The following is a 20,857-nucleotide window of genomic DNA, read 5'->3' on the forward strand; positions in this document are numbered from 1 at the left end:
CGTGAGCGACGAGAAACTGATTCTGGACGGCGAAAGCCTGAGTCTGAACACCCTGGCTGGCTGGGAAGCGCAGCCGCGACCGGTGACGCTGTCGGAAGGCGCGAAGAAGCGCATGCAGACTTCGGTGGATGCCGTGGCCCGCGTCATCGACGAAGAACGGGTGAGCTACGGCATCAATACCGGCTTCGGCGCCCTGGCCCGGGAACGCATTTCCCGGGACAAGGTGGTCCAGCTGCAATACAACCTGGTGCGCAGCCATGCCTGCGGCGTGGGGGATGCCCTGTCGCCGGCCCTGACCCGCCGCCTGATGCTGCTCAAGGCCAATGCCCTGGCGGTTGGCTGCTCCGGCATTCGCGCCGAGGTGGTGGAAACCCTGCTCGCCCTGCTCAATGCCGACGTGCTGCCCATGATCCCGGAACAGGGCTCGGTGGGGGCCTCCGGCGACCTTGCCCCCCTGGCCCATCTGGCCCTGGCCCTGATCGGTGAGGGCGAAGCCCTGCACGATGGCGAGGTCCTCGAAGGCCGTGACGTGCTGGCCGCCGTGGACCGGGAACCGGTGGTGCTGCAGGCCAAGGAAGGGCTGGCTCTGCTCAACGGCACCCAACTCTCCGCGACCCTGGCCATTGACGGCCTGTTCCGCCTGGAACAGCTGTGGCGGGCCTCCATCGCCGCCGGGGCGCTTTCGGTGGAAGCCCTTGCGGGCAGTTACAGCCCCTTTGATGCCCGCGTCCACCAGGTGCGTCGCATGCCCGGCCAGATCCGTGCCGCGGAAGGGCTGCGTGCCTGGCTGACCGAAAGCGAGATTCGTGAGAACCATCGCGACTGCACGCGAGTACAGGACCCCTACGCCCTGCGCTGCATGCCCCAGGTACTGGGCGCGGTCCGCGACACCCTGGATCATGCCCGCAACATGCTTGAGCATGAACTCAATGGTGTCTCGGACAATCCGCTGATCTTCGATGATGAAATCATCTCCGGCGGTAATTTCCACGCCGAGCCCATTGCCATGATTTCCGATTTTCTCGCCATCGCCGGCGCCGAGATGGGTTCCATTTCTGAACGCCGGACCGATTGCCTGGTGCGGGGCGTCAATCCCGCCCTGCCCCTGTTCCTGACGGAGGAAGCCGGGGTGGAAAGCGGCTTCATGATCGCCCATGTCACCGCCGCTGCCCTGGCCTCGGAGAACAAAACCCTGGCCCATCCGGCCTCGGTGGATTCCATCTCCACCTCCGCCGGCCAGGAAGATCATGTCAGCATGGCGCCCTGGGCGGGCCTCAAACTGCATCGCCTGTGCGACAACCTGGCGCGAATCCTCGCCGTGGAATTGATGGCGGCATCCCGGGGTGTGGAACTGCAGGCGCCACTGAAGACCACGGCGGAACTGCAGCAGCTGTTGTCATGGATTCGCGACACGGTGCCCGCGCACAAGGGTGACCGGCGTCTTGACGGCGACATAGAAGCCCTGGCCGAGGCGCTGCGGGAACCTCTTCCCGCGGTCTGACTCACAGGGAACATGCAACGCACGAGAACAACGCTCTGGCTGGCTGGCCTGGCCCTGCTCTGTGCCCCGCCCGGCTTCGCGAACAACGAAGCGGTCAACGACAATGACACGCCTTTCGAACTGGAACCGGTGGTCACCACGACCACCGGTCAGGCGCGTCTGTTGTCACGCGAACCCGCCTCGGTCTCCCGCCTGGAGCAGGACGAGATCGAGCGGGTGGCGCACACCCACCCCAGTGAGCTGCTGTTTCGGGTACCCGGGAGCTGGATCACCCGCAACAGCGGACAGGAACACCTGACGGCCATCCGTTCGCCCGTGCTGTCCGGTCCGGGCGCCTGCGGCGCCTTTCAGTTTCTCGAGGACGGCATCCCCATCCGTGCCGCCGGGTTCTGCAACGTCAATGCCCTGTTCGAGATCAACATGGAGCAGGCGGCCGGTCTTGAAGTCGTGCGTGGCCCGGCCAATGCCCTGTATGGCTCCAATGCCCTGCACGGCACCATCAATGTCTTCAGCCGCACACCCGAGCAGTCGCCACGCCAGCAGGGCTTTCTGGAAGCCGGCCCCGATGATTATTACCGGACCGGCCTCTCGGGCTCGGACGGCGAACGCTGGCGTGTCAGCGCCCTGCTGACCGAGGACGGTGGCTGGCGCGATGACAGCGGCGTCAGTCAACAGAAGATCAATGCCCGACACCACGGCGCGCTGGCCGGTGGCGAGCTGCAATGGCTGTTCTCGGGCAGCTGGCTGGATCAGGACACCGCCGGTTACCTTCAGGGCCGCGATGCCTACCGGGACAATCCCCGGGAGAACCAGAACCCGGAGGCCTATCGCAAGGCCGAGGCCCAGCGACTGGCCGCTCGATGGGACAGGGTGCTGCCCTCGGGCAATCATCTGAGCATCACCCCCTACTTTCGTCGTCAGGAAATGGAATTCCTGCAGCACTTCCTGCCCGGACAACCACTGGAAGAGAACGGTCAGATCAGCCTGGGGCTGATCAATCGCTGGCGGGGCACCATCGGCGGCGGTGAACTGACACTGGGCGCCGACCTGGAGTTCACCGAGGCCTGGCTCAGCCAGTACCAGGACGGTGAAGTCGAGGGCGACAACGACTTTCTGCGCGAAACCCGGCCACCCGGCGGGCATTACGATTACGCAGTGGATGCCCGGCAGTTTGCCCTTTACGGCCAGCACGAACAGCCCCTGAGCGAACGCCTGGCCCTGGAAGGCGGTTTACGGATCGAATCCATCGAATACGACTACCGTACGCTTCTGCCTCCCGGCAATCTGCGCGAGGACGGTGAGCCCTGTGGCATGGGCGGCTGCCTCTACACCCGCCCGGAAGACCGGCGGGATCGTTTCACCACCACCACCGCCAACCTGGGCCTGACCCTGGCCGTGAGCGAGTGGCACAGCCTCTTCGGCCGCCTCGCCCAGGGCTACCGGGCACCTCAGGCCACCGAGCTGTATCGCCTGCAGAGCGGCCAGACCGTGGCGGATCTGGAACCCGAGGAACTGGATTCGGTGGAGATCGGCAGCCGCGGGCGCCTGGGCGAAGGCCGCTATGAGCTGGTGGCCTACTACATGGAAAAGGACAATTTCATCTACCGGGATGCCGAGGGCTTCAACATCAGCAATGGGGCCACCCGCCACCGCGGCCTGGAGCTGGACCTGAGCCACCCCCTGGGCGATCAATGGAGCATCGCTCTCAATGCCAGCCACGCCCGCCACACCTGGGCCTTCGATCGCCGGGATGGCAGCCCCATCCGGCGGGGCGATGAAGTGGATCAGGCCCCGAGAACCCTGGGTTCGGCCCGCCTGCTCTGGTCGCCCTCCCCTGGCCGCCAGCTGGAACTGGGCGCGGACTACGTGGGCAGTCATTATCTGGAAGCCGCGAATGAACACCGCTACCACGGCCACACCATCTTCGCCCTGCGCGGCCGTCAGCAACTGACCGGGCCATGGTGGCTGCATGCCCGGCTGCGGAACCTCACCGACCGGCCCTACGCCGAACGCGCCGACCACGCCTTCGGCAACTACCGCTACTTCCCGGGGCGCGGACGCAGTCTCTTCCTGATGCTCGAATACCGCCCCTGACTGCGATTCTGGCCGACTGTCAACATTGCGTGACCGCCCATCACCGAATCACTGCTTTCGCCGGTTCAATGTCAACCGGACAAACGCCTTTCCCGTTATGGCTCATACGGGGGGTTGGAATCGATACCAACCAACATGCGGAGCGTCATCATGTACAACAGCAAGCACATCGGATTCGCAGCAGTAGCTGCCGCAGGCACCCTTGCCCTGAGCGGCTGCCTGAGCAGCAGCGATGATTTCGGCAATTTCTCTCTCTCGGTCACGGATGCCCCCGTTGACGATGCCACGGCCGTGGTGGTCGAGTTCACGGGCGTCTCCATCAAGCCGGCCGATGGTCAGGCGGAAGTCTTCACTTTCGACGAGCCGCGTACCATCAACCTGCTGGATCTGCAGGGCACGGCCAGTGAAGCCCTGCTGGAAGATGAACTGGTGCCGGCTGGTGAGTACGAGTGGATTCGCCTGCATGTGAATGCGCTTAATGGCCAGATGGACTCCTACATCGAATTCGACGATGGCGGCCAGCATTCACTGTTCATACCCAGTGGCGCAGAGACCGGTCTCAAGCTGGTCAGCGGTTTCGTGGTTCCAGCCAATGGCTCCGCGGATTTCACCATTGATTTCGACCTGAGAAAGTCCATTGCCAATCCGCAGTCACCAACGGTGGACTATATCCTCAAACCGGCACTGCGCCTGGTGGACAACGCTGAAGTCGGTCACATCAGCGGAACCGTTGCCGCCGAGTGGGCAGCTGATGCGGACTGCGCTGCCGCCGTCTATGTCTATGAAGGCCACAATGCCGAAACCGGCAGCGTGGGCAGCGACAACGAGCCGGTCACTTCCGCTCTGGTCGCCCTCAACGGCGAGAGTGGCGAATACGAGTACACCGCCGGCTTCCTGCTGGAAGGTGACTACACTGCCGCCTTTACCTGCGAGGCCGACCAGGACGAGCCGGAGGAAGACAACGAAATCGACTTCCTGCAGAGCCTCAACACCAGCGTCAGCGTGGATGAGACCACCGAGCTGAACTTCGGCCCTGACGCCTGATACGCTGAACCTCAGGACGGCCACTCGGGTGGCCACTACAGCCCGGCCCTTGTGGCCGGGCTTTTTTGATTCTTCGCGAAAATGCGGGGAGCGGATTCGGGCGGGGTTGCCGTGGCGAGGCCGACCGGAACGGGGTCGAGACGAGCCGACAAGACGTTACAATAGCGGCCAGCCCGCGACTCAGACAGGAGAGATTGATGCGCCTGATGCTGCTTTCCAGCTCCCGCACCGACGGCACCGGATTCCTCGAGCACGCCCGTGAGCCCCTGCAGGACTTCCTTGCCGATGCGCCGGCCGGACCACTGCTCTTTGCGCCCTTTGCCGGCATTGCCATCGGTTACCAGAGCTACACCCGGCGTGTCGCCGACTTCATGGCGGGACTGGATCGCGACGTCATCGGCCTGGATGAACAGCCGGAACGACTGGCGGAGGCGGCTGCCATCGTGGTGGGTGGCGGCAACAGCTTTCACCTGCTCAAGGAGATGCGCGAACGCGGCCTGCTGAACCCGGTGCGTGAACAGGTGCGGGCCGGAACGGCCTACATCGGCTGGAGCGCCGGCAGCAACCTGGCCTGCCCCACCATCCGGACCACCAATGACATGCCCATTGTCGATCCTGGCGGATTCGACGCTTTGAACCTGATCGATTTCCAGATCAACCCCCACTACATCGAAGGCAACCCGCCCGGGCACCAGGGCGAGACCCGGGCGGAACGCCTCAATGAATTCCTGCTGGCCAACCCGGGCAAAGGGGTGCTGGGTCTGCCCGAGGGCTGCCGGGTGGTCCGGGAAGGCCAGGCGGTTCGCATGGAGGGCGAAAGAACGGCCTGGTGGTTTACCGAGCCCGGCGTCGCCCCCGAGTCGGTACCGCACGGGGGCAGCCTGCCCAGCGCCAACGGCTGACTGAATTGTCAATCTAGGGTAATATCCGCCCTTTTCCGCCCAGAGAGTTCGCATGTCGCATCGCACGAGCCATCTTCCCAAGCCCCGCAACGCCGTTCACGCCTTCATTCGTGAACTGCGTTACCACGAATCCTCCCGCCAGCTGCTCGCCCTGGCTTACATTCTGGTGTTGGCCATCTTCGCCGAACCGGGCGGCCTGCCGGCCCTGTACGCTGTCGGCTTTGCCATTGCTGGCCTGGGCATGCTGATCCGCCTGTGGGCATCGGGTCATGTGAAGAAGAATCAGGAACTGGCCACTGACGGGCCCTACGCCTATGTGCGCCACCCCCTCTACGTGGGCAACATCCTGATGCTGGCCGGCTTCTGCATCGCCTCGCAGCTGTGGTGGTCCATCCCGGTCATGCTGGCCTTCCTGTGGTTCTATTACCCCACGGCCATCGACTACGAGGATCTCAAGCTCAGCCGCCTGTTCGGTGAACGCTGGAAGAAGTGGGCCGAGAATACCCATGCCCTGATGCCGCGCTTCCGTGGCCGCGACTTCAAGTTCGGCGGCTGGTCCTTCCGCCAGAGCCTGATGGGCAACGGCGAACCCCTGATCCTGGTCTATGCCATCTACTGCGCCTGGCATCTGGTCGCGCTGTAATCGCGTCCGCGAGGCGGGACACCCGCGGCGAGTAGACTTCCATGAGCAGGTCGGCACTCACAGAACGGTTCAGGGAAGAGCTGGTTCACTGGGCCCGTGAAGCCGAGCGAACGGATCGCCATTACCTGTCCAAGGGCTATCAGGGGCGTGTTCTGCTCTACGAATCGGAGTCGCATCGCCTGGTCATCAAGACGCCACCCGCCTGGTGGCCCTACCGCTGGCTTTCCCGCCGCATGCTGCGCCACGAAGCCGCCGTCTACCAGCACCTTGAAGGGCTCGACGGCATCCCCGTTTGCCATGGGCTGCTGGATGACGCCTACCTGGTTCTGGATTACATCGATGGGCCCTGCCTGCGGGACACGGACATCCAGAACCGGGATGCTTTCTACCGCGCCTTCATCGGCATCATCCGGCGCATGCACGCCGCCGGTGTGGGCCATGCGGATCTCAAGCGCAAGGACAACATTCTCGTCGGCCCTGGCGAAAAGCCCTGGCTGATTGACTTTGGCGTCGCTGTCATTCGCAAGCGTGGCTTTCATCCGATCAACCACTTTCTGTTCAACACGGCGCGCCGCTTCGACCTCAACGCCTGGATCAAGCACAAGTATCGTCGAAACTTCAGAGAGGTCAGTGACAGGGATCGCCGTTTCCTGCAGCTCACCTGGATGGAGCGTGCCGGGCGGCGCATCAAGCGAAGTTACCGCAAGCTCTGGCCGAGAAAGCGTCGCCAGTCCTGATCCATCCCCTGTCATCGAGTCATTCGGCAGGACGGTGGCATGGCCGGCTACCGCTGGGGACTGGATCGCAAGGCGGCCCTGCTGGCCAGGGAGTCCGACGAGAACGAGACGACTCAGTGGAAGCGGCCGGCTCCGGCGAAGCGGGAGGCCCAGTAGCCGTTCTCCAGACTGGCCCAGGAGACCGTGCGCCCGGGAGATGGCGAATGCAGGAATCGGCCCTCACCGCCGTACAGACCCACATGGCTGATACTGATGCCATCCACCGCGAAGAAGATCACGTCCCCTTCCCTCAGTTGGCCGCGATCCACGGGCCGGGCGGATCGGAACTGGCGGGTGGTGGTGCGTGGCACATCAATCCCCGCCCGGCGATGGGCGTACTGAACCAGACCACTGCAATCGAAGGCATTGGGCCCGGCCGCACCGAGGCGGTAAGGCCGTCCCTTGACCTGCAGGGCGGCCTGCAGCACGGGCGTGGAAAAACCGCCGGCACCATTTTCCCCGCTCGGCGCATCGGATTCCGGTCCGTCAGGCCAGCTCAGGGCTCGGTTGCGGGACACCTCATGGCTGTCCACCACCGGGCCCGGCCAGTTGAGCCAGCCACCGCCGTTTCCGGACGATGACGCTCCCTCCTCCTCCGGCCAGCTGGCGCAGGCCAGTAACGCGAGCAGGCACGGCAGGAGGAGGAAGGGGCGCAACGTCATTTGCCGGCACCGTCCTTCAGCATTGGCAGATCCAGCCCGCGATCGCGGGCAACCTGGCGTGCCAGTTCATAGCCGGCATCGGCATGCCGCATGACGCCCGTGCCCGGGTCATTGACCAGAACCCGTGACAGGCAGGCCTCGGCGCGCTCCGTACCGTCGGCCACGATGACAACGCCGGAATGGATGGAATAGCCCATGCCAACGCCGCCACCGTGATGCAGGCTGACCCAGGAGGCACCACCGGCGGTGTTCAGCATGGCATTGAGCAAGGGCCAGTCGGCCACCGCGTCGCTGCCATCCCGCATGCCCTCGGTTTCACGGTTGGGCGAAGCGACCGAGCCCGAATCCAGGTGATCCCGCCCGATGACGATGGGGGCTTTCAGCTCGCCCTTGCGCACCATTTCATTGAAGGCCAGGCCCAGCTGGTCACGTTCGCGGTAACCCACCCAGCAGATGCGCGAGGGCAGACCCTGAAACTGGATGCGCTCGGCGGCGGCATCCATCCAGCGCATCAGCTCGGTGTTTTCCGGGAACAGCTCCTTGACCTTCTGGTCGGTCTTGTAGATGTCTTCCGGGTCGCCGGACAGGGCTGCCCAGCGGAAGGGCCCCACTCCTTCACAGAAGCGCGGCCGAATGTAGAGGGGGACAAAGCCCTTGAAGTCAAAGGCATTCTCCACGCCGGCATCCTGGGCCATGGCACGGATGTTGTTGCCGTAATCGAAGGTGGGAATGCCGCGCTCATGGAACCCCAGCATGGCGCGTACCTGGATGGCCATGGAGGCCTTGGATTTCGCCACATAGGCCCTGGGATCCCGTTCGCGGAGTTCGGCGGCCTGGTCCAGAGTGAAGCCGACGGGAATGTAGCCATTGAGCGGGTCATGGGCCGAGGTCTGGTCCGTGACCAGATCCGGGTGACGGTCGCCGTCCAGAATCTCGCCAAAGACGTCCGCGGCGTTGCCCAGCAGTCCGATCGAGGTGGCCTCGCCCTTTTCCAGGGCCTCGTCGAGCAGGCGGAAGGCCTCCTCCAGGCTGTCCGCACGTTTGTCCAGGTAGCCGGTCTCCAGGCGCTTCTCGATCCGACTCGGATCCACCTCCACGGAAATAGAAGCCAGACCGGCAATGGACGCCGCCAGAGGCTGGGCACCGCCCATGCCGCCGAGGCCACCCGTTAGCAGCCAACGGCCACGGGGATTGCCATTGAAATGCTGGCGCACGGCTTCGGCAAAAGTCTCGTAGGTACCCTGCACGATGCCCTGGGAGCCGATGTAGATCCAGGAGCCGGCCGTCATCTGGCCGTACATCATCAGCCCTTTCTTATCCAGCTCGTGGAAGTGGTCCCAGTTGGCCCAGTTGGGCACCAGGTTGGAATTGGCGATCAGAACCCTGGGTGCCTGCTCATGGGTGCGAAACACCCCCACCGGCTTGCCGGACTGGACCAGCAGGGTTTCATCATCTTCCAGGCGACGCAGCGTGTCGACAATGGCATCGAAGCACTCCCAGTCCCGGGCCGCACGGCCGATGCCCCCGTAAACCACGAGTTCCTTCGGGTTCTCGGCCACCGCCGGATCGAGGTTGTTGTGCAGCATGCGCAGGGCGGCCTCCTGAACCCAGCCCTTGCAGCTCTTCTCACTGCCCGTGGGCGCATGCAGCTCGATGTCACGAAAACGCTGACTCACCTTTCATCTCCCCTGTCTTGAATGTCATGGCAATGCTGAAACGGAATTGTACCAGCGCCGGAGAGCGCTCAGGCAGCAGAAGCAGGCAACTTGAACTATACTGGCCGTTGTTGGTACGATCACCTGCGTACGAACAGACTCGTAATCTGCCGAGGCTACCTTCAGGCCATGAAGAAACCATCCGCACCAACCCGTTCGGAACTCAGACTGCTCCAGCAGCTGTGGGCGCACGGCCCATCCACGGTGCGGGACGTTCATGAGCGGGTGAAAGACGAGACCGATGTCAGCTACACCACGGTTCTCAAGCAGCTGCAGATCATGCACGAGAAGGGCCTGGTGAGCCGCGAGACCAGCAGCCGGGCCCACTGCTACAAGGCGGCCGTCGAACAACAGGCCACCCGGCAGAACATGCTGGACGATTTCCTGAACCGGGTGTATCAGGGTTCGGCGGCCGAGCTGGTGGTTCAGGCGCTGGGTCTGTCACGCCCGGCCAGCCGTGAAGAGCTGGAGGAGATCGAGAAAACCATCCAGCTCATGAAGGCCCAGTCAGACTCAGGTGACAAGACGCCCCGGGAGAACTAGGGGGCGCGGACGGCAGGGAACAGGCCATGATCGAAGCGCAGGTCATCCATACCCTCGGATTCACGCTCTTGCACTTTCTGTGGCAAGGGCTGCTGCTCGGTGCCGTCTATGGCAGCGGCCGCTGGCTGCTGCGATCGGCTTCGCCGGCAAGCCGGTATGGCTGGGCCCTGGGCGCGCTGATGCTGCTCGCCCTGACGCCGATCATGACCTTCATCCATCTTTTGCCGTCGGCGTCGAATGCCCCGCTGGCCGTCCCTGATTCACTCCGGTACACGGCCGACACGGTCTCGGCCACCTCGGCGGCCGCCGGCTTTGATGTCGGGCTGCTGCTCCCCTGGGTCGTAACCGCCTGGCTGCTGGGGGTTGCCCTCATGTCCTTCCGGCTGGGGCTGGGCTGGTGGTACATCCATCAATTGCGCAGGACGGCGGATTACGCCATTCCGGAACGCTGTCAGCGCATCCTGGACGACATGCGCCATCGTCTCGGAGTGATGCAGCGGGCCGGACTGGCAATGAGCGAACGTATCCACGGCCCCATGCTGGTGGGCGTCTTCCGCCCCCTGGTTCTGATGCCGGCCAGCCTGGCAACGGGCCTGACACCCAGGCAGCTGGAAATGGTGCTGGCTCATGAACTGGCCCATCTCAAGCGCTTTGATCATGTCATCAACTTCCTGCAGACACTGACCGAAACCCTGTTTTTCTACCAGCCGGTGGTGCGCTGGGTATCCCGTGACATCCGGGTGGAACGTGAACTGGTCAGTGATCAGCTGGCCGTGGCCACCACCGGGGATCGGGTTGCCTATGCGGAGACGCTGCTGGCCCTGGAGAAACGCCGGGGTGACCGTCTGTCCCTGGCCATCAGCATGGCCGATCGGCAGATCGCGGCACGGGTCAAACGCCTGCTCATGTCCCCGCGACAGCAATCCGGCAGCGTGATTGCGAGCATGGCCACGCTGGTTCTGGTGGTGGCTTCCCTGTCCGCCGGTGTCGGCCTTCATCTCCAGGAAGAAGCCGAGCCCCAGGTCGAAACACCGGCCACGACCTCGCCCGCCACGCTGGATGACGCAGCGATTGAGGATGCCATGGTCGGCGACGACCGGATCACCGAGCTGGCCACTGAATCCCTGACGGAAGAAACGCCTGACACCGCCGTGGCCGAGCCGGTGGAGCCGGCTGGTTCTGCGCCGCTCGATGATGACGGGGTTCAGGAGGAAGAAGTGCAGCTGGCGGCATTGAGCGACGTGAGCCAGACAGACACTCTCGGCGAAAGCAGCCACCTCAGCGATGAGTCGCCGGCGCTCTCCCGTGAAGCGGTCGAGAATGCCAACACGGGCACGGAAGGCACTGAAGCAGAGAGGCCTCTGATTGACGACACGGCCGGTGACGAGGCCACGGAAGGTGTGGCAGAGCGCGAGGAAGAGGAGGCGGTGGACACGGCCGTTCCGTTGCTTGCGCTGGCCGACGTGGAGAGTGATGCCACGGCGATTCCGAACAACCGTCCCCGTCCGAGGGACGCTCGAATGACGGAAGAAGCAACTCGCGAATCAAGGCCGGAGCCCCGCATTGACGGTGGTGAGGTGATCGAACAACACGCTCCCCACTATCCCTCCATGGCCAAGCGCCAGGGTCTCGAAGGCCGTGTGGAACTCAGCCTGACCGTCGACCGGAATGGCCGGGTGAGCGAAGTCTGGATCATCGAGGAGTCTCCCCGGGGATACGGGTTCGGCCGTGAAGCGATCCGTGCGGCCCAGCAATGGCGCTTCGAACCTTTCACACGCGATGGCGAACCGGTGCCCCGCGAAATCCGCACCGGCTTCGACTTCGAGGAACCCACTGACTGCAGCCGCATGACCGGCTCGAACATCCCGCGCTGCTGAACGCCAAAAACCGGGTTGCATAAAAAGGTTCTTCGCGGAAAAGCGGAGAGGGAACTCGGGCGTGGTTGCCGGGGCGGGTCTTGGTGGCCCTGACCAGAACACGCCGTGAATACGTCCCTGTAGGCTCGAGGGAAACATCCCTGTTTCCCACGGTTCTGGTCAGGGCCACCAAGACCCTTTCCAGAGCGGTGATTCGTCGGGTTGGTGGGGGCGTGCCCGGAAGCGTAAGGGGAACCACTGCCCGCTCCCTTTGTACCCGCAGCCAACGGGATTTCTCCTCTCGCGAGGCGCGACGAACGTCGTGTAGCCACTGCGCTACATGAGTGAGGAGCAACGACGTCGAGAGGAAGAATCCCGTCGGCCCGAAGGGTTGGTGCTGAGAGCGGCTGTCTCTGCGTTGCATCGCTTGCCCGTAGCACAGAGGCTACTGTGCGGCGCAATGCGCCTTGAGTCAGCCACTCTCAGCGCCAACTGCGGGTACAAAGGGAGTGGGCAGTGGTTCCAAACAGGACGTTGATTTCGCAGCCTACAGGGACGTACTTGCGGCGGTTCCGGGCACGCCCCCACCAACCCGACGCCCCCTAACCGCCCGGCCCTCCCCGCTTTTCCGCGAAGAGCCATAAAAAAAGCCCACCCGATTCGGGTGGGCTTTCTGCGTTCACCGCGGGGCGATCAGCCCAACCAGCGTCGGGCGTTGCGGAACATGCGCAGCCAGGGGCCATCATCCCCGGGCCAGTCGGCCGGCGCCCAGGAATGGTTCACGGTACGGGTGATGCGTTCCGGGTGAGGCATCATGATGGTGGCCCGGCCATCCGGCGTGGTCAGGCCCGTGATGCCGGCCGGGGAGCCGTTGGGATTGGCCGGATATTGTTCCGCCACCTGGCCGCGGTTATCCACGTAGCGCAGGCTGACCAGGCCACCCCGTTCCACGGCCTGCTGATCCGTGGCTGACGCAAAGGCCGCCCGGCCCTCCCCGTGGGCAATCGCAATGGGCAGACGGGAACCGGCCATGCCGCCCAGGAACAGCGAAGGGCTGTCCATGACTTCCACCAGACTGTAGCGGGCCTCGAACTGCTCGGAGCGGTTGCGCAGGAAGCGAGGCCAGTTCTCCGCTCCGGGGATGATGTCGCGCAGTGTGGCCAGCATCTGGCAGCCATTGCAGACGCCCAGGGCAAAATGATTCTCGTCGGCGAAGAAGCGGGCAAAGATCTCCCGGGCCTGGTCGTTGAAGAGGATCGACTTGGCCCAGCCCTGACCGGCACCGAGTACGTCGCCATAGGAGAAGCCGCCGCAGGCCACCAGGCCCTGCATGGCCTCCAGTTTTTCGCGCCCCCCGACGATATCCTGCATATGCACATCCACCGCCTCGAAACCGGCGCGGTGGAAGCTGGCCGCCATTTCCACATGACCGTTGACGCCCTGCTCGCGCAGGATGGCCACCCGCGGGCGGGCACCGGTTCCGATCATGGGCGCGGCAATGTCCTCGGCGGGATCGAAACTCAATACCGGGCTCAGACCGGGGTCTTGCCGATCCAGGATGTCTTCCAGTGCCTCGTCCGCACAGGCCGGGTTGTCACGCAACCGCTGCATGCGGTGGCTGACCCGGCTCCAGGGGGCGAGCCAGTCGAACAGGGAAGCTGCCAGCAGGGTATCGCCGTCCCGGCTGATGCGGACACGGTCATCGGACTGCGGGCGCCCCAGCCAGTGCAGGGCCTGGTCAAGACCGGCCTCGGCGAAGGCCGCCATCACGGCTTCACGATCGGCATCCGCCACCTGAAGCACGGCGCCCAGCTCTTCGTTGAACAGCACCGCCGCCGCGTCATCGCCCAGGCCATCCAGGTTCACGTCGAAACCGCAGCGACCGGCGAAGGCCATTTCAGCCAGGGTGGCGAGCAGACCGCCATCGGAACGATCGTGGTAGGCCAGCACACGACCCTCGGCCAGCAGCGCCTGTACCGCCTGGAAGAAGCCGGACAGCAAGGCCGGCTCATCCAGGTCCGGCGCGGTATCGCCAAAGCCCTGTTCCACCTGGGCGAGAATGGAACCCGCCAGGCGGTTCTGGCCACGGCCAAGATCCACCAGCAGCAGCTCCGAATCGCCACGCGGCAGAAGCTGCGGAGTGACCGAAAGGCGGACATCGCTGACCGGCGCAAAGGCGGAAACGATCAGCGACACCGGCGAGACCACGGCCTTGTCACCGTTCTCGTCCTGCCACTGGGTCTTCATGGACAGGGAGTCCTTGCCCACCGGGATGGTCAGGCCCAACTCACTGCACAGTTCGTGGCCCACGGCCTTGACGGTGTCAAAGAGGATGGCGTCCTCGTTCCCGTGATTGGCGGCGGCCATCCAGTTGGCGGACAGGCGCACGGTTCTGAGATTGCCGATGTGGGCCGACGCGATATTGGTGATGGCCTCGCCCACCGCCATGCGCCCGGAGGCCGGGCCGTTGATGACGGCCAGCGGGGTGCGCTCGCCCATGGCCATGGCCTCGCCGGTGAAACCCTCGTAGCCGGACAGGGTCACGGCGCAATCGGCCACCGGCACCTGCCAGGGACCGACCATCTGATCGCGCACGCTCAGCCCGCCCACACTGCGATCACCGATGGTGATCAGGAAACGCTTGTCAGCGACCGTGGGGTGCGCCAGTACCTTCTCCACCGCCGACGCCAGATCCACGCCTTCCGTACTGAAAGGCCTGGGGCGGGCGACGGGCCGTCGGGTGTCACGGGACATCTTCGGCGGCTTGCCCAGCAGCACCTCCATGGGCATGTCGACCGGCTGGTTGTTGAAGTGCGGATCCACCACCGTCAGCTGCGGCTCCACGGTGGCCTCGCCCACGTCGGCGAAGGGGCAGCGCTCACGCTCGCAGATGGCCTCGAAACGGGGCAGATCCTCCGCGGCAATGGCGAGTACATAGCGTTCCTGGGCCTCGTTGCACCAGATGCCCATGGGCGACATGCCCGGTTCGGCATTGGGTATGCGGCGCAGATCGATGCGACCGCCCCGGCCGGCATCGTCAAGAATCTCGGGGATGGCATTGGAAAGGCCGCCGGCGCCCACGTCATGGATGGAGAGAATCGGGTTGCCCTCGCCCAGGGCCCAGCAGCGATCGATCACTTCCTGACAGCGACGCTCGATCTCCGGGTTCTCCCGCTGCACGGAGGCAAAATCCAGTTCCGCTTCGCTGGCACCGCTGGCCATGGACGAAGCCGCCCCGCCACCCAGACCGATCAGCATGGCCGGCCCGCCCAGCACGATGACCCGCGCACCGGCCGGCACTTCCCGCTTTTCCACATGGCCGTCGCGGATATTGCCCATGCCGCCGGCGATCATGATCGGCTTGTGATAGCCGCGTACCGGCGCATCTCCTTCCTCCGCCTGCTGTTCATAGCTGCGGAAGTAACCGGCCAGGTTGGGCCGGCCGAATTCGTTGTTGAAGGCGGCCCCGCCAATGGGGCCTTCCAGCATGATATCCAGGGCCGAGGCGATGCGATCGGGACGGCCGGTGTCGGGTTCCCAGTCGGCGGTGGCGCCGGGGATCCGCAGGGCGGACACGGAAAAACCGGTCAGGCCCGCCTTGGGCTTGGCACCAATGCCGGTGGCACCCTCGTCGCGGATCTCGCCGCCGGAGCCGGTGGCCGCTCCCGGGTAGGGTGAGATGGCGGTGGGATGATTGTGGGTCTCGACCTTCATGATGATGTTGGCCGGTTCCTGAACCATGCGATAGACCCGTTCCCCATCCGGGAAGAAACGCCCGGCGGCATGCCCCGCCACGGCGGCGGCATTGTCGCGATAGGCCGACAGCACGCCCTCACTGTTGGCCCGGTAGGTGTCACGGATCATGTCGAACAGGCTCTGGGCCTGGGCCTCGCCATCCACCGTCCAGTCGGCGTTGAAGATCTTGTGTCGGCAATGCTCGGAATTGGCCTGGGCGAACATCATCAGTTCCACGTCAGCCGGGTCGCGGCCGAGGCGCTGGAAGTTCTCCACCAGGTAATCGACTTCATCGTCCGAAAGCGCCAGGCCAAGGCGCTGATTGGCCGCATCCAGCGCCTGACGCCCCTCGCCCATCACCGGCACGGTTTCCAGCGGCGCCGGCCGGGCGTGGCTGAACAGGGCGGCTGCCTCGGCGGGTGCCTTCAGCACCGATTCGGTCATGCGGTCATGCAGGGCCGCCGCCAGAGTCCGCCACTGGCCCTCGTCCACCTCCCCGTCCAGAAAGACGCGATAGCGGATGCCGCGCTCGATTCGCTGGATGTGACTGAGACCACAGCGATGCAGGATATCCGTGGCCTTGCTCGACCAGGGGGAAATGGTGCCGATACGGGGCGTGACCCAGACATCCAGGCTGTGGTTGCTGCGCCCGTCAGCGGCCGGGGATCCATCGTCCAGCAGACGGCCCAGCAGGGCCCGCTCATCCTCCGGCAGCGCCCCCTCCAGATCCGCCAGGTAGAACCACTCGGCGGTCAGGTCCCGAACGCCGGGATGAAGGTCTCGCAACGCGAGGAGGAGTTTTTCCAACCGGAAATCGGAAAGGGCCTTGCCGCCGGGGAAGTGCTGCATGTCGGGTTCTCTGGCTTTCGGGAAACGAGGGGGAGCAGAAAGGTGGCAATTTTACCGGAGGGGGCGACTTCCGGCCAGTGGGCGAAACCGCGGAACCACCGAATACACCGAAATCACCGAAGAAATCCATGAATCGTTTTCGGTGTTTTCGGCGTCTTCGGTGGTTTCCCTGTTTTCAAACCTCATACCAGTCCGAGGCACTGTCCTGAACCGCGACTTCGACCCGGCTTGCGGTCCAGCCGATGCCGTCGGCCAGGGTATCCCGAGCCAGGGTCGCGTCATTGTTCTTTTCACTGATGTGGGCGGCAATCAGGCGCTCCAGGGTGCCGGTATCGGCCCGTTCCAGGAATTCGGCGGACTGGCGGTTGTTCAGGTGGCCGAAGTCGCCGCCGACCCGCTGCTTGAGCGACGGCGGATATGGCCCCGTGGCCAGCATGCCCAGGTCATGATTCGCTTCCAGCACCAGGGCATGGCAGGCGGAGTATTTGCGGATGACATGAGGGGTGACATGGCCGAGATCCGTGAGCAGCCCGAAACGGCGAAGCCCGTCTTCGACAATGAACTGAACCGGCTCGCGTGCATCATGGGGAACGGCCACCGGGGTGATGGCCAGGTCACCGATGGCAAAACCTTCGTGGGCGGAAATCAGGCGCCAGTCGAGACCGTTGTCGTCATTGATGGCCGCGCGGGTTCCGTGGGTGGCGTAGACGGGCAAGCCGAAACGCCGGGCCAGACGAGCCACGCCACTGGCATGGTCACTGTGTTCATGGGTGACCAGAATCCCGTCCAGGGCCTCCGGGCTACGATCCAGTGCGGCCATGCGCCGGGCGATTTCGCGGGTGGAAAAGCCACAGTCAATCAGAAGGCGCTGTCCGGCGGCTTCCAGCAACAGGGCGTTACCCTTGCTGCCACTGCCGAGAAAGGCAAAGCGCAGCCCCTTCACTTTCCGCTGCCCGGCCCCATCTGCCCGCCCGGGCCGTAGACCGGGAAGGGGGTGACATTGCTGCCATCCCGTTCGGTGATGCGGGCCGCACCGCGGCGTTCCACCTGGTCGATGCGGATCACCGAATGCATGGGGATCTGGGTAGCCTCAACGCCCTCGAATTCGTCTCGCAATTTCTCTTCGCTGGGATCCACCACCACCGAAGTGCGCTCGCCGAACAGAAAACCGGCGATCTGCACGAAACCGAACATGGGCGCGGGATCCACGAAGCGCGCATAGACCTCGTAGACCTTGTCCTGATTGTTGAAAATGATCCGGTAGATGCTCTCGGACATAGCTCGATTCCGCTTGCGGCGTGGCGCGGCATTCTATCACGGCCATCCCACTGGGATGGCAAAGCCTGATATGCTCAATCCCGGAGACAGCCCCGCCGGGGCTGAATGAAAGGAATCCTGAAAGCCGCGACGGAACGCCCGGAATTGCCGACGACGCCATTCGAGGGGGGCCATCAACGTGACAGGATTCCGCCATTCGGGTTCGAGCCCGCGGCCTGCCACCTTTCTTCTTTCCCTGATCATGCCAGCCCTGCTGTTCCCGGCAGTGGCATCGGCGCTGCCACCGGAAATCCCGCCACACCAGCTGCTGGAACAGCGATGGGCTGTCCCGGAGGGGATGCCCCAGACCACGGCACAGGTGGTCATCGAATCCCGCAGCGGTGCACTCTGGATCGGGACCCAGAACGGCCTGGCCCGCTTCGACGGCATCCGCTTTGATCGCTTCCGTGCCGAAGACCACCCGGGGCTGAGTCATGACTACATCAACGCCCTGCACGAAGATGCCTCCGGCCGCCTGTGGCTGGCCACCGAACAGGGCCTGAGCCTTTTCGAGCACGGTCGCTTTGATGCCCCCGAAGGTCACGACATGACCGGACCGATACGCAGCCTGGTCGCCACGGGAGACGGCTCCGGGGTCTGGCTGGCCAGTGAGAACGGCCTGTTCCTCGCGACGCCGGAACGCGTTGAACGCCACCCCACCATCCAGTCGCCCCTGTTCAGCGTGACTGCCAATGACGATGGCCGTGTCATCGTCGGCGGGCGCGGAGAAATCTGGGTTCTGCAGGAAGACCGATCGCGACAGTTCTCCTTCCCTGCCGCCGACCGGGATCTGGAGGTCCGCACCCTGCTCGTTCACGAGGGGCAGCTCTATCAGGGTCTGTCCAACGGACTGAGACGGGCACCGCTGGATCACCCCCTGGACTGGGAATGGAGCGCATTGACCGACCGGGAACTGGAAAGCCTGCTGGTCGATGACGCGGGCAGCCTCTGGATTGCCACCGAGTCCGGCCTGTTCCGGCAAACGCCCGCCGACCAACAGCCACGCAATGTCCGCACCCGCGACCTGACCGAGCGGGAATGGTTGCGACACCTGATGCAGGATTCACAAGGCAATCTCTGGATCGGCACCCAGGCCCGTGGCGTGGTGCGCCTTTCGACAGGCGCCTTCCGCCGGCATGGCGAGCTTGACGGATTGGTGGACGACATCATCTGGAGTCTGTTCGAGGATCCGGACGGCGCAGTCTGGGCCGGCACCAACGAGTTTGGTGCCTTTCGCATGCAGGATGGCCAATGGAGCCAGTTTGCCGACGCCGACGAACTGCCCCACGGCATGGTGATGGGGTTTCTCCTCGACCGCACGAACCGCTTCTGGATTGCCACCCGCGGCGGGCTGGCCTGGTACCACTGGCCCAGCCTCGAGCCCATGCCGACACCGGCGGATTTGCCGAGAGGTGGCGTCTTCGGCATCACGGAGGATCGTGATGGCCGCATCTGGATCGCGACCCGTGAAGGGCTGTTCTGGTGGCAGGCAGGGCACCTGGAGCGTATCCGCGATGATCAGGGCCTGACCCAGCAGCGGACACGTGATGTTCTCGAGGATCAGGAAGGGCGCATCTGGGTTGCCACCGACACCGGCATCTTCCGGGGTGGGGTGGACAGTTTCGAGGCCATGGGCAAGGGCAGTGGTCTTGATGACTACAGCGCCTCGGCCCTGTTCGAACTGAATGGCACCGTCTGGGGCATGCTGCAGGGTGCCCTGGTCCGATTCGTCAACGATGAGGCAAGGATCTATCCGGACGGGCACGGCCTGAGAGCAACGGTCAGTTCCTACATGATTCTGGATGAGGATGACTACATCTGGACAACCACCCACGAAGGCATTCAACGTCTGCCCCTGAGTCAGTTCGACGAATACGACCGGGACGAACGGGATACCTTCGAGGCCGACCTCTTCGGCCGCCTGACCGACCCGGAGCCGGCCCAGTGCAATGGTGGACACGGGCAGGCCGGACTTTTCCAGCCGTCACTGAAACTGTTCTGGTGCCCCAGTCTGAACGGTGCACTCAGCCTGAACCTGGCCGCTGCCATGTCCGTGACCGAAGCGCCCAGCCCCCGTCTGCGCACCCTTCGCTCCGGTGGCGAGATCCACGACCTTGGGCTAAGCCGTCATGGCGAAGTAACCTTGCCGCCACACGCCCGGGATCTGGAAATCGATTTCATCGGACTCCATTTCCGCTACCCCGAAGGCGTGAGCTATCGCTACCGGCTGACCGGCTTCGACAGCGACTGGCAGGCGGTGGGTGATCGCCGTACCGCCTTCTACACCAATCTGCCGCCGGGTGAATACCGTTTTGAATTGCAGGCCCTGAATGAGCGTGGCCGGGTATCGGATGAAACGGCGATTCTGGGCATTCGCATGACCCCCCGTTTCCATGAAACCGTCGGCTTTCGCCTGCTCATGGGCGTTGTCATGCTGCTCGCTGCCTACGGCGCCTGGCGTTACAGTGTGCGCCAGCTGCATCGGCGCCGGGCACTGCTGGAACAGATGGTGCGCAAGCGCACCCGCCAGCTGGACGAGCTCAACCGCCAGCTGCATCAGGCCAGTGTCACCGACCCGCTGACCGGGCTGCGAAACCGCCGCTACCTCAGCAACCAGCTACCTCATGATGTAGCCCAGGTGGAGCGGGCCTACACCCGTGCCAGTGACTTCCCCAACCGGGACATCACCTTCCTCATGGTCGACCTGGATCACTTCAAGCGCATCAATGACGTCTGCGGCCACCGGGTGGGGGATCAGGTACTGAGCCAGTTTGCGGAAATCCTCGCCAGCCAGGTGCGTGACTCGGACTACGTCATTCGCTGGGGCGGTGAGGAGTTCCTGATCGTCGCCCGCAACAGCGAGCGCGACAAGGCGTCGGCCTGTGCGGCACGCATCATCGCGGCCGTGCGGGCACACCGTTTCATGACGGACCAGGGCGAACTGGAATGCAGTTGCTCGATCGGTGTGACCTGCTACCCGGCGCTGGCTGAATACCCGGATGCCATCAACTGGGAAGAAGTGATCGAACTGGCCGATGCGGCCAACTACATTGCCAAGGACGAGGGCCGTGATCGCTGGGTGGAGATCACGGTTCTGCCCGACGTGGAGCGGCCCGGCTTCATGCAACGCTTCCGACAGCAAGGAGCCATGGCCGTCAGCGAGGCGGGAGAAATCAGCCTGCGCCGGGAAAAACCGGCGTCAGACGCCGGAAACCCGTGA

At 64.3% G+C, this 20,857-nt stretch carries 15 protein-coding genes; 10 read left to right on the forward strand and 5 right to left on the reverse strand.

The window, feature by feature from the left end; genetic code table 11:
• The first annotated feature begins 1 nt into the window (after position 1).
• The 7 genes from hutH to RBH19_RS01620 all read left to right on the forward strand — a co-directional run bounded on the left by hutH (position 2) and on the right by RBH19_RS01620 (position 7,077).
• Positions 2 to 1,501: a histidine ammonia-lyase gene (gene hutH, locus RBH19_RS01590; RefSeq protein ID WP_306727046.1), complete on the forward strand. Its 1,500-nt coding sequence runs from the start codon at positions 2 to 4 to the stop codon at positions 1,499 to 1,501.
• Between the two features lie 12 nt (positions 1,502 to 1,513).
• Positions 1,514 to 3,595, forward strand: coding sequence for a TonB-dependent receptor (locus RBH19_RS01595; protein ID WP_306727047.1), 2,082 nt, complete (start codon positions 1,514 to 1,516; stop codon positions 3,593 to 3,595).
• 150 nt (positions 3,596 to 3,745) lie between these two features.
• Positions 3,746 to 4,639 (forward strand): DUF4382 domain-containing protein, encoded by an 894-nt coding sequence (locus RBH19_RS01600; protein WP_306727048.1) that lies wholly within the window; start codon positions 3,746 to 3,748, stop codon positions 4,637 to 4,639.
• A gap of 197 nt (positions 4,640 to 4,836) precedes the next feature.
• The gene (gene pepE / locus RBH19_RS01605) at positions 4,837 to 5,541 is read left to right on the forward strand and encodes a dipeptidase PepE (protein ID WP_306727049.1); all 705 of its coding nucleotides are present in this window, start codon (positions 4,837 to 4,839) and stop codon (positions 5,539 to 5,541) included.
• 52 nt (positions 5,542 to 5,593) lie between these two features.
• Positions 5,594 to 6,184 (forward strand): methyltransferase family protein, encoded by a 591-nt coding sequence (locus RBH19_RS01610; RefSeq protein ID WP_306727050.1) that lies wholly within the window; start codon positions 5,594 to 5,596, stop codon positions 6,182 to 6,184.
• Between the two features lie 41 nt (positions 6,185 to 6,225).
• Positions 6,226 to 6,921 carry a lipopolysaccharide kinase InaA family protein gene (locus tag RBH19_RS01615; protein WP_306727051.1) on the forward strand — a complete coding sequence of 232 codons (696 nt, stop codon included), beginning with the start codon at positions 6,226 to 6,228 and terminating at the stop codon, positions 6,919 to 6,921.
• Between the two features lie 3 nt (positions 6,922 to 6,924).
• Positions 6,925 to 7,077, forward strand: coding sequence for an MGMT family protein (locus RBH19_RS01620; RefSeq protein ID WP_306727294.1), 153 nt, complete (start codon positions 6,925 to 6,927; stop codon positions 7,075 to 7,077).
• Here RBH19_RS01620 and RBH19_RS01625 read toward each other — a convergent pair.
• Together RBH19_RS01625 and hutU are read right to left on the reverse strand one after the other, a co-directional pair.
• On the reverse strand, positions 7,035 to 7,622 hold the full coding sequence (locus tag RBH19_RS01625; protein WP_306727052.1) for a C40 family peptidase: 588 nt from the start codon (positions 7,620 to 7,622) through the stop codon (positions 7,035 to 7,037). The genes RBH19_RS01620 and RBH19_RS01625 overlap by 43 nt on opposite strands.
• Positions 7,619 to 9,298 (reverse strand): urocanate hydratase, encoded by a 1,680-nt coding sequence (gene hutU / locus RBH19_RS01630; protein ID WP_306727053.1) that lies wholly within the window; start codon positions 9,296 to 9,298, stop codon positions 7,619 to 7,621. Before hutU ends, RBH19_RS01625 begins: the two co-directional genes overlap by 4 nt.
• A gap of 168 nt (positions 9,299 to 9,466) precedes the next feature.
• Here hutU and RBH19_RS01635 point away from each other — a divergent pair, with 168 nt between their 5' ends.
• Both RBH19_RS01635 and RBH19_RS01640 read left to right on the forward strand, forming a co-directional pair.
• Positions 9,467 to 9,880, forward strand: coding sequence for a BlaI/MecI/CopY family transcriptional regulator (locus RBH19_RS01635; protein WP_306727054.1), 414 nt, complete (start codon positions 9,467 to 9,469; stop codon positions 9,878 to 9,880).
• Positions 9,881 to 9,906: 26 nt separating this feature from the next.
• Positions 9,907 to 11,757 carry a M56 family metallopeptidase gene (locus RBH19_RS01640; RefSeq protein WP_306727055.1) on the forward strand — a complete coding sequence of 617 codons (1,851 nt, stop codon included), beginning with the start codon at positions 9,907 to 9,909 and terminating at the stop codon, positions 11,755 to 11,757.
• Positions 11,758 to 12,429: 672 nt separating this feature from the next.
• Here the strand turns inward: RBH19_RS01640 and purL are convergent.
• From purL to RBH19_RS01655, 3 genes are all read right to left on the reverse strand, one after another.
• On the reverse strand, positions 12,430 to 16,320 hold the full coding sequence (gene purL / locus RBH19_RS01645) for a phosphoribosylformylglycinamidine synthase (RefSeq protein WP_306727056.1): 3,891 nt from the start codon (positions 16,318 to 16,320) through the stop codon (positions 12,430 to 12,432).
• Between the two features lie 175 nt (positions 16,321 to 16,495).
• Entirely contained in the window at positions 16,496 to 17,263 is a 768-nt protein-coding gene (locus RBH19_RS01650) for an MBL fold metallo-hydrolase (protein WP_306727057.1), read from the reverse strand.
• Positions 17,260 to 17,598: a DUF1820 family protein gene (locus RBH19_RS01655; RefSeq protein WP_306727058.1), complete on the reverse strand. Its 339-nt coding sequence runs from the start codon at positions 17,596 to 17,598 to the stop codon at positions 17,260 to 17,262. Before RBH19_RS01655 ends, RBH19_RS01650 begins: the two co-directional genes overlap by 4 nt.
• Positions 17,599 to 17,776: 178 nt before the next feature.
• On the opposite strand from RBH19_RS01655, the gene RBH19_RS01660 reads away from it, so the two are divergent.
• Positions 17,777 to 20,857: a ligand-binding sensor domain-containing diguanylate cyclase gene (locus RBH19_RS01660; RefSeq protein ID WP_306727059.1), complete on the forward strand. Its 3,081-nt coding sequence runs from the start codon at positions 17,777 to 17,779 to the stop codon at positions 20,855 to 20,857.

The organism is Natronospira bacteriovora, from assembly GCF_030848495.1.
In the GTDB taxonomy this organism is placed as follows: domain Bacteria; phylum Pseudomonadota; class Gammaproteobacteria; order Natronospirales; family Natronospiraceae; genus Natronospira; species Natronospira bacteriovora.

Excerpts from the sequence above, each read along its gene's own strand:
- RBH19_RS01595 (WP_306727047.1), top strand. The coding sequence starts at position 1,514 with ATGCAACGCACGAGAACAACGCTCTGGCTGGCTGGCCTGGCCCTGCTC.
- RBH19_RS01600 (WP_306727048.1), top strand. The coding sequence starts at position 3,746 with ATGTACAACAGCAAGCACATCGGATTCGCAGCAGTAGCTGCCGCAGGC.
- pepE (WP_306727049.1), top strand. The coding sequence starts at position 4,837 with ATGCGCCTGATGCTGCTTTCCAGCTCCCGCACCGACGGCACCGGATTC.
- RBH19_RS01610 (WP_306727050.1), top strand. The coding sequence starts at position 5,594 with ATGTCGCATCGCACGAGCCATCTTCCCAAGCCCCGCAACGCCGTTCAC.
- RBH19_RS01615 (WP_306727051.1), top strand. The coding sequence starts at position 6,226 with ATGAGCAGGTCGGCACTCACAGAACGGTTCAGGGAAGAGCTGGTTCAC.
- RBH19_RS01625 (WP_306727052.1), bottom strand. The coding sequence starts at position 7,622 with ATGACGTTGCGCCCCTTCCTCCTCCTGCCGTGCCTGCTCGCGTTACTG.
- RBH19_RS01635 (WP_306727054.1), top strand. The coding sequence starts at position 9,467 with ATGAAGAAACCATCCGCACCAACCCGTTCGGAACTCAGACTGCTCCAG.
- RBH19_RS01640 (WP_306727055.1), top strand. The coding sequence starts at position 9,907 with ATGATCGAAGCGCAGGTCATCCATACCCTCGGATTCACGCTCTTGCAC.
- purL (WP_306727056.1), bottom strand. The coding sequence starts at position 16,320 with ATGCAGCACTTCCCCGGCGGCAAGGCCCTTTCCGATTTCCGGTTGGAA.
- RBH19_RS01655 (WP_306727058.1), bottom strand. The coding sequence starts at position 17,598 with ATGTCCGAGAGCATCTACCGGATCATTTTCAACAATCAGGACAAGGTC.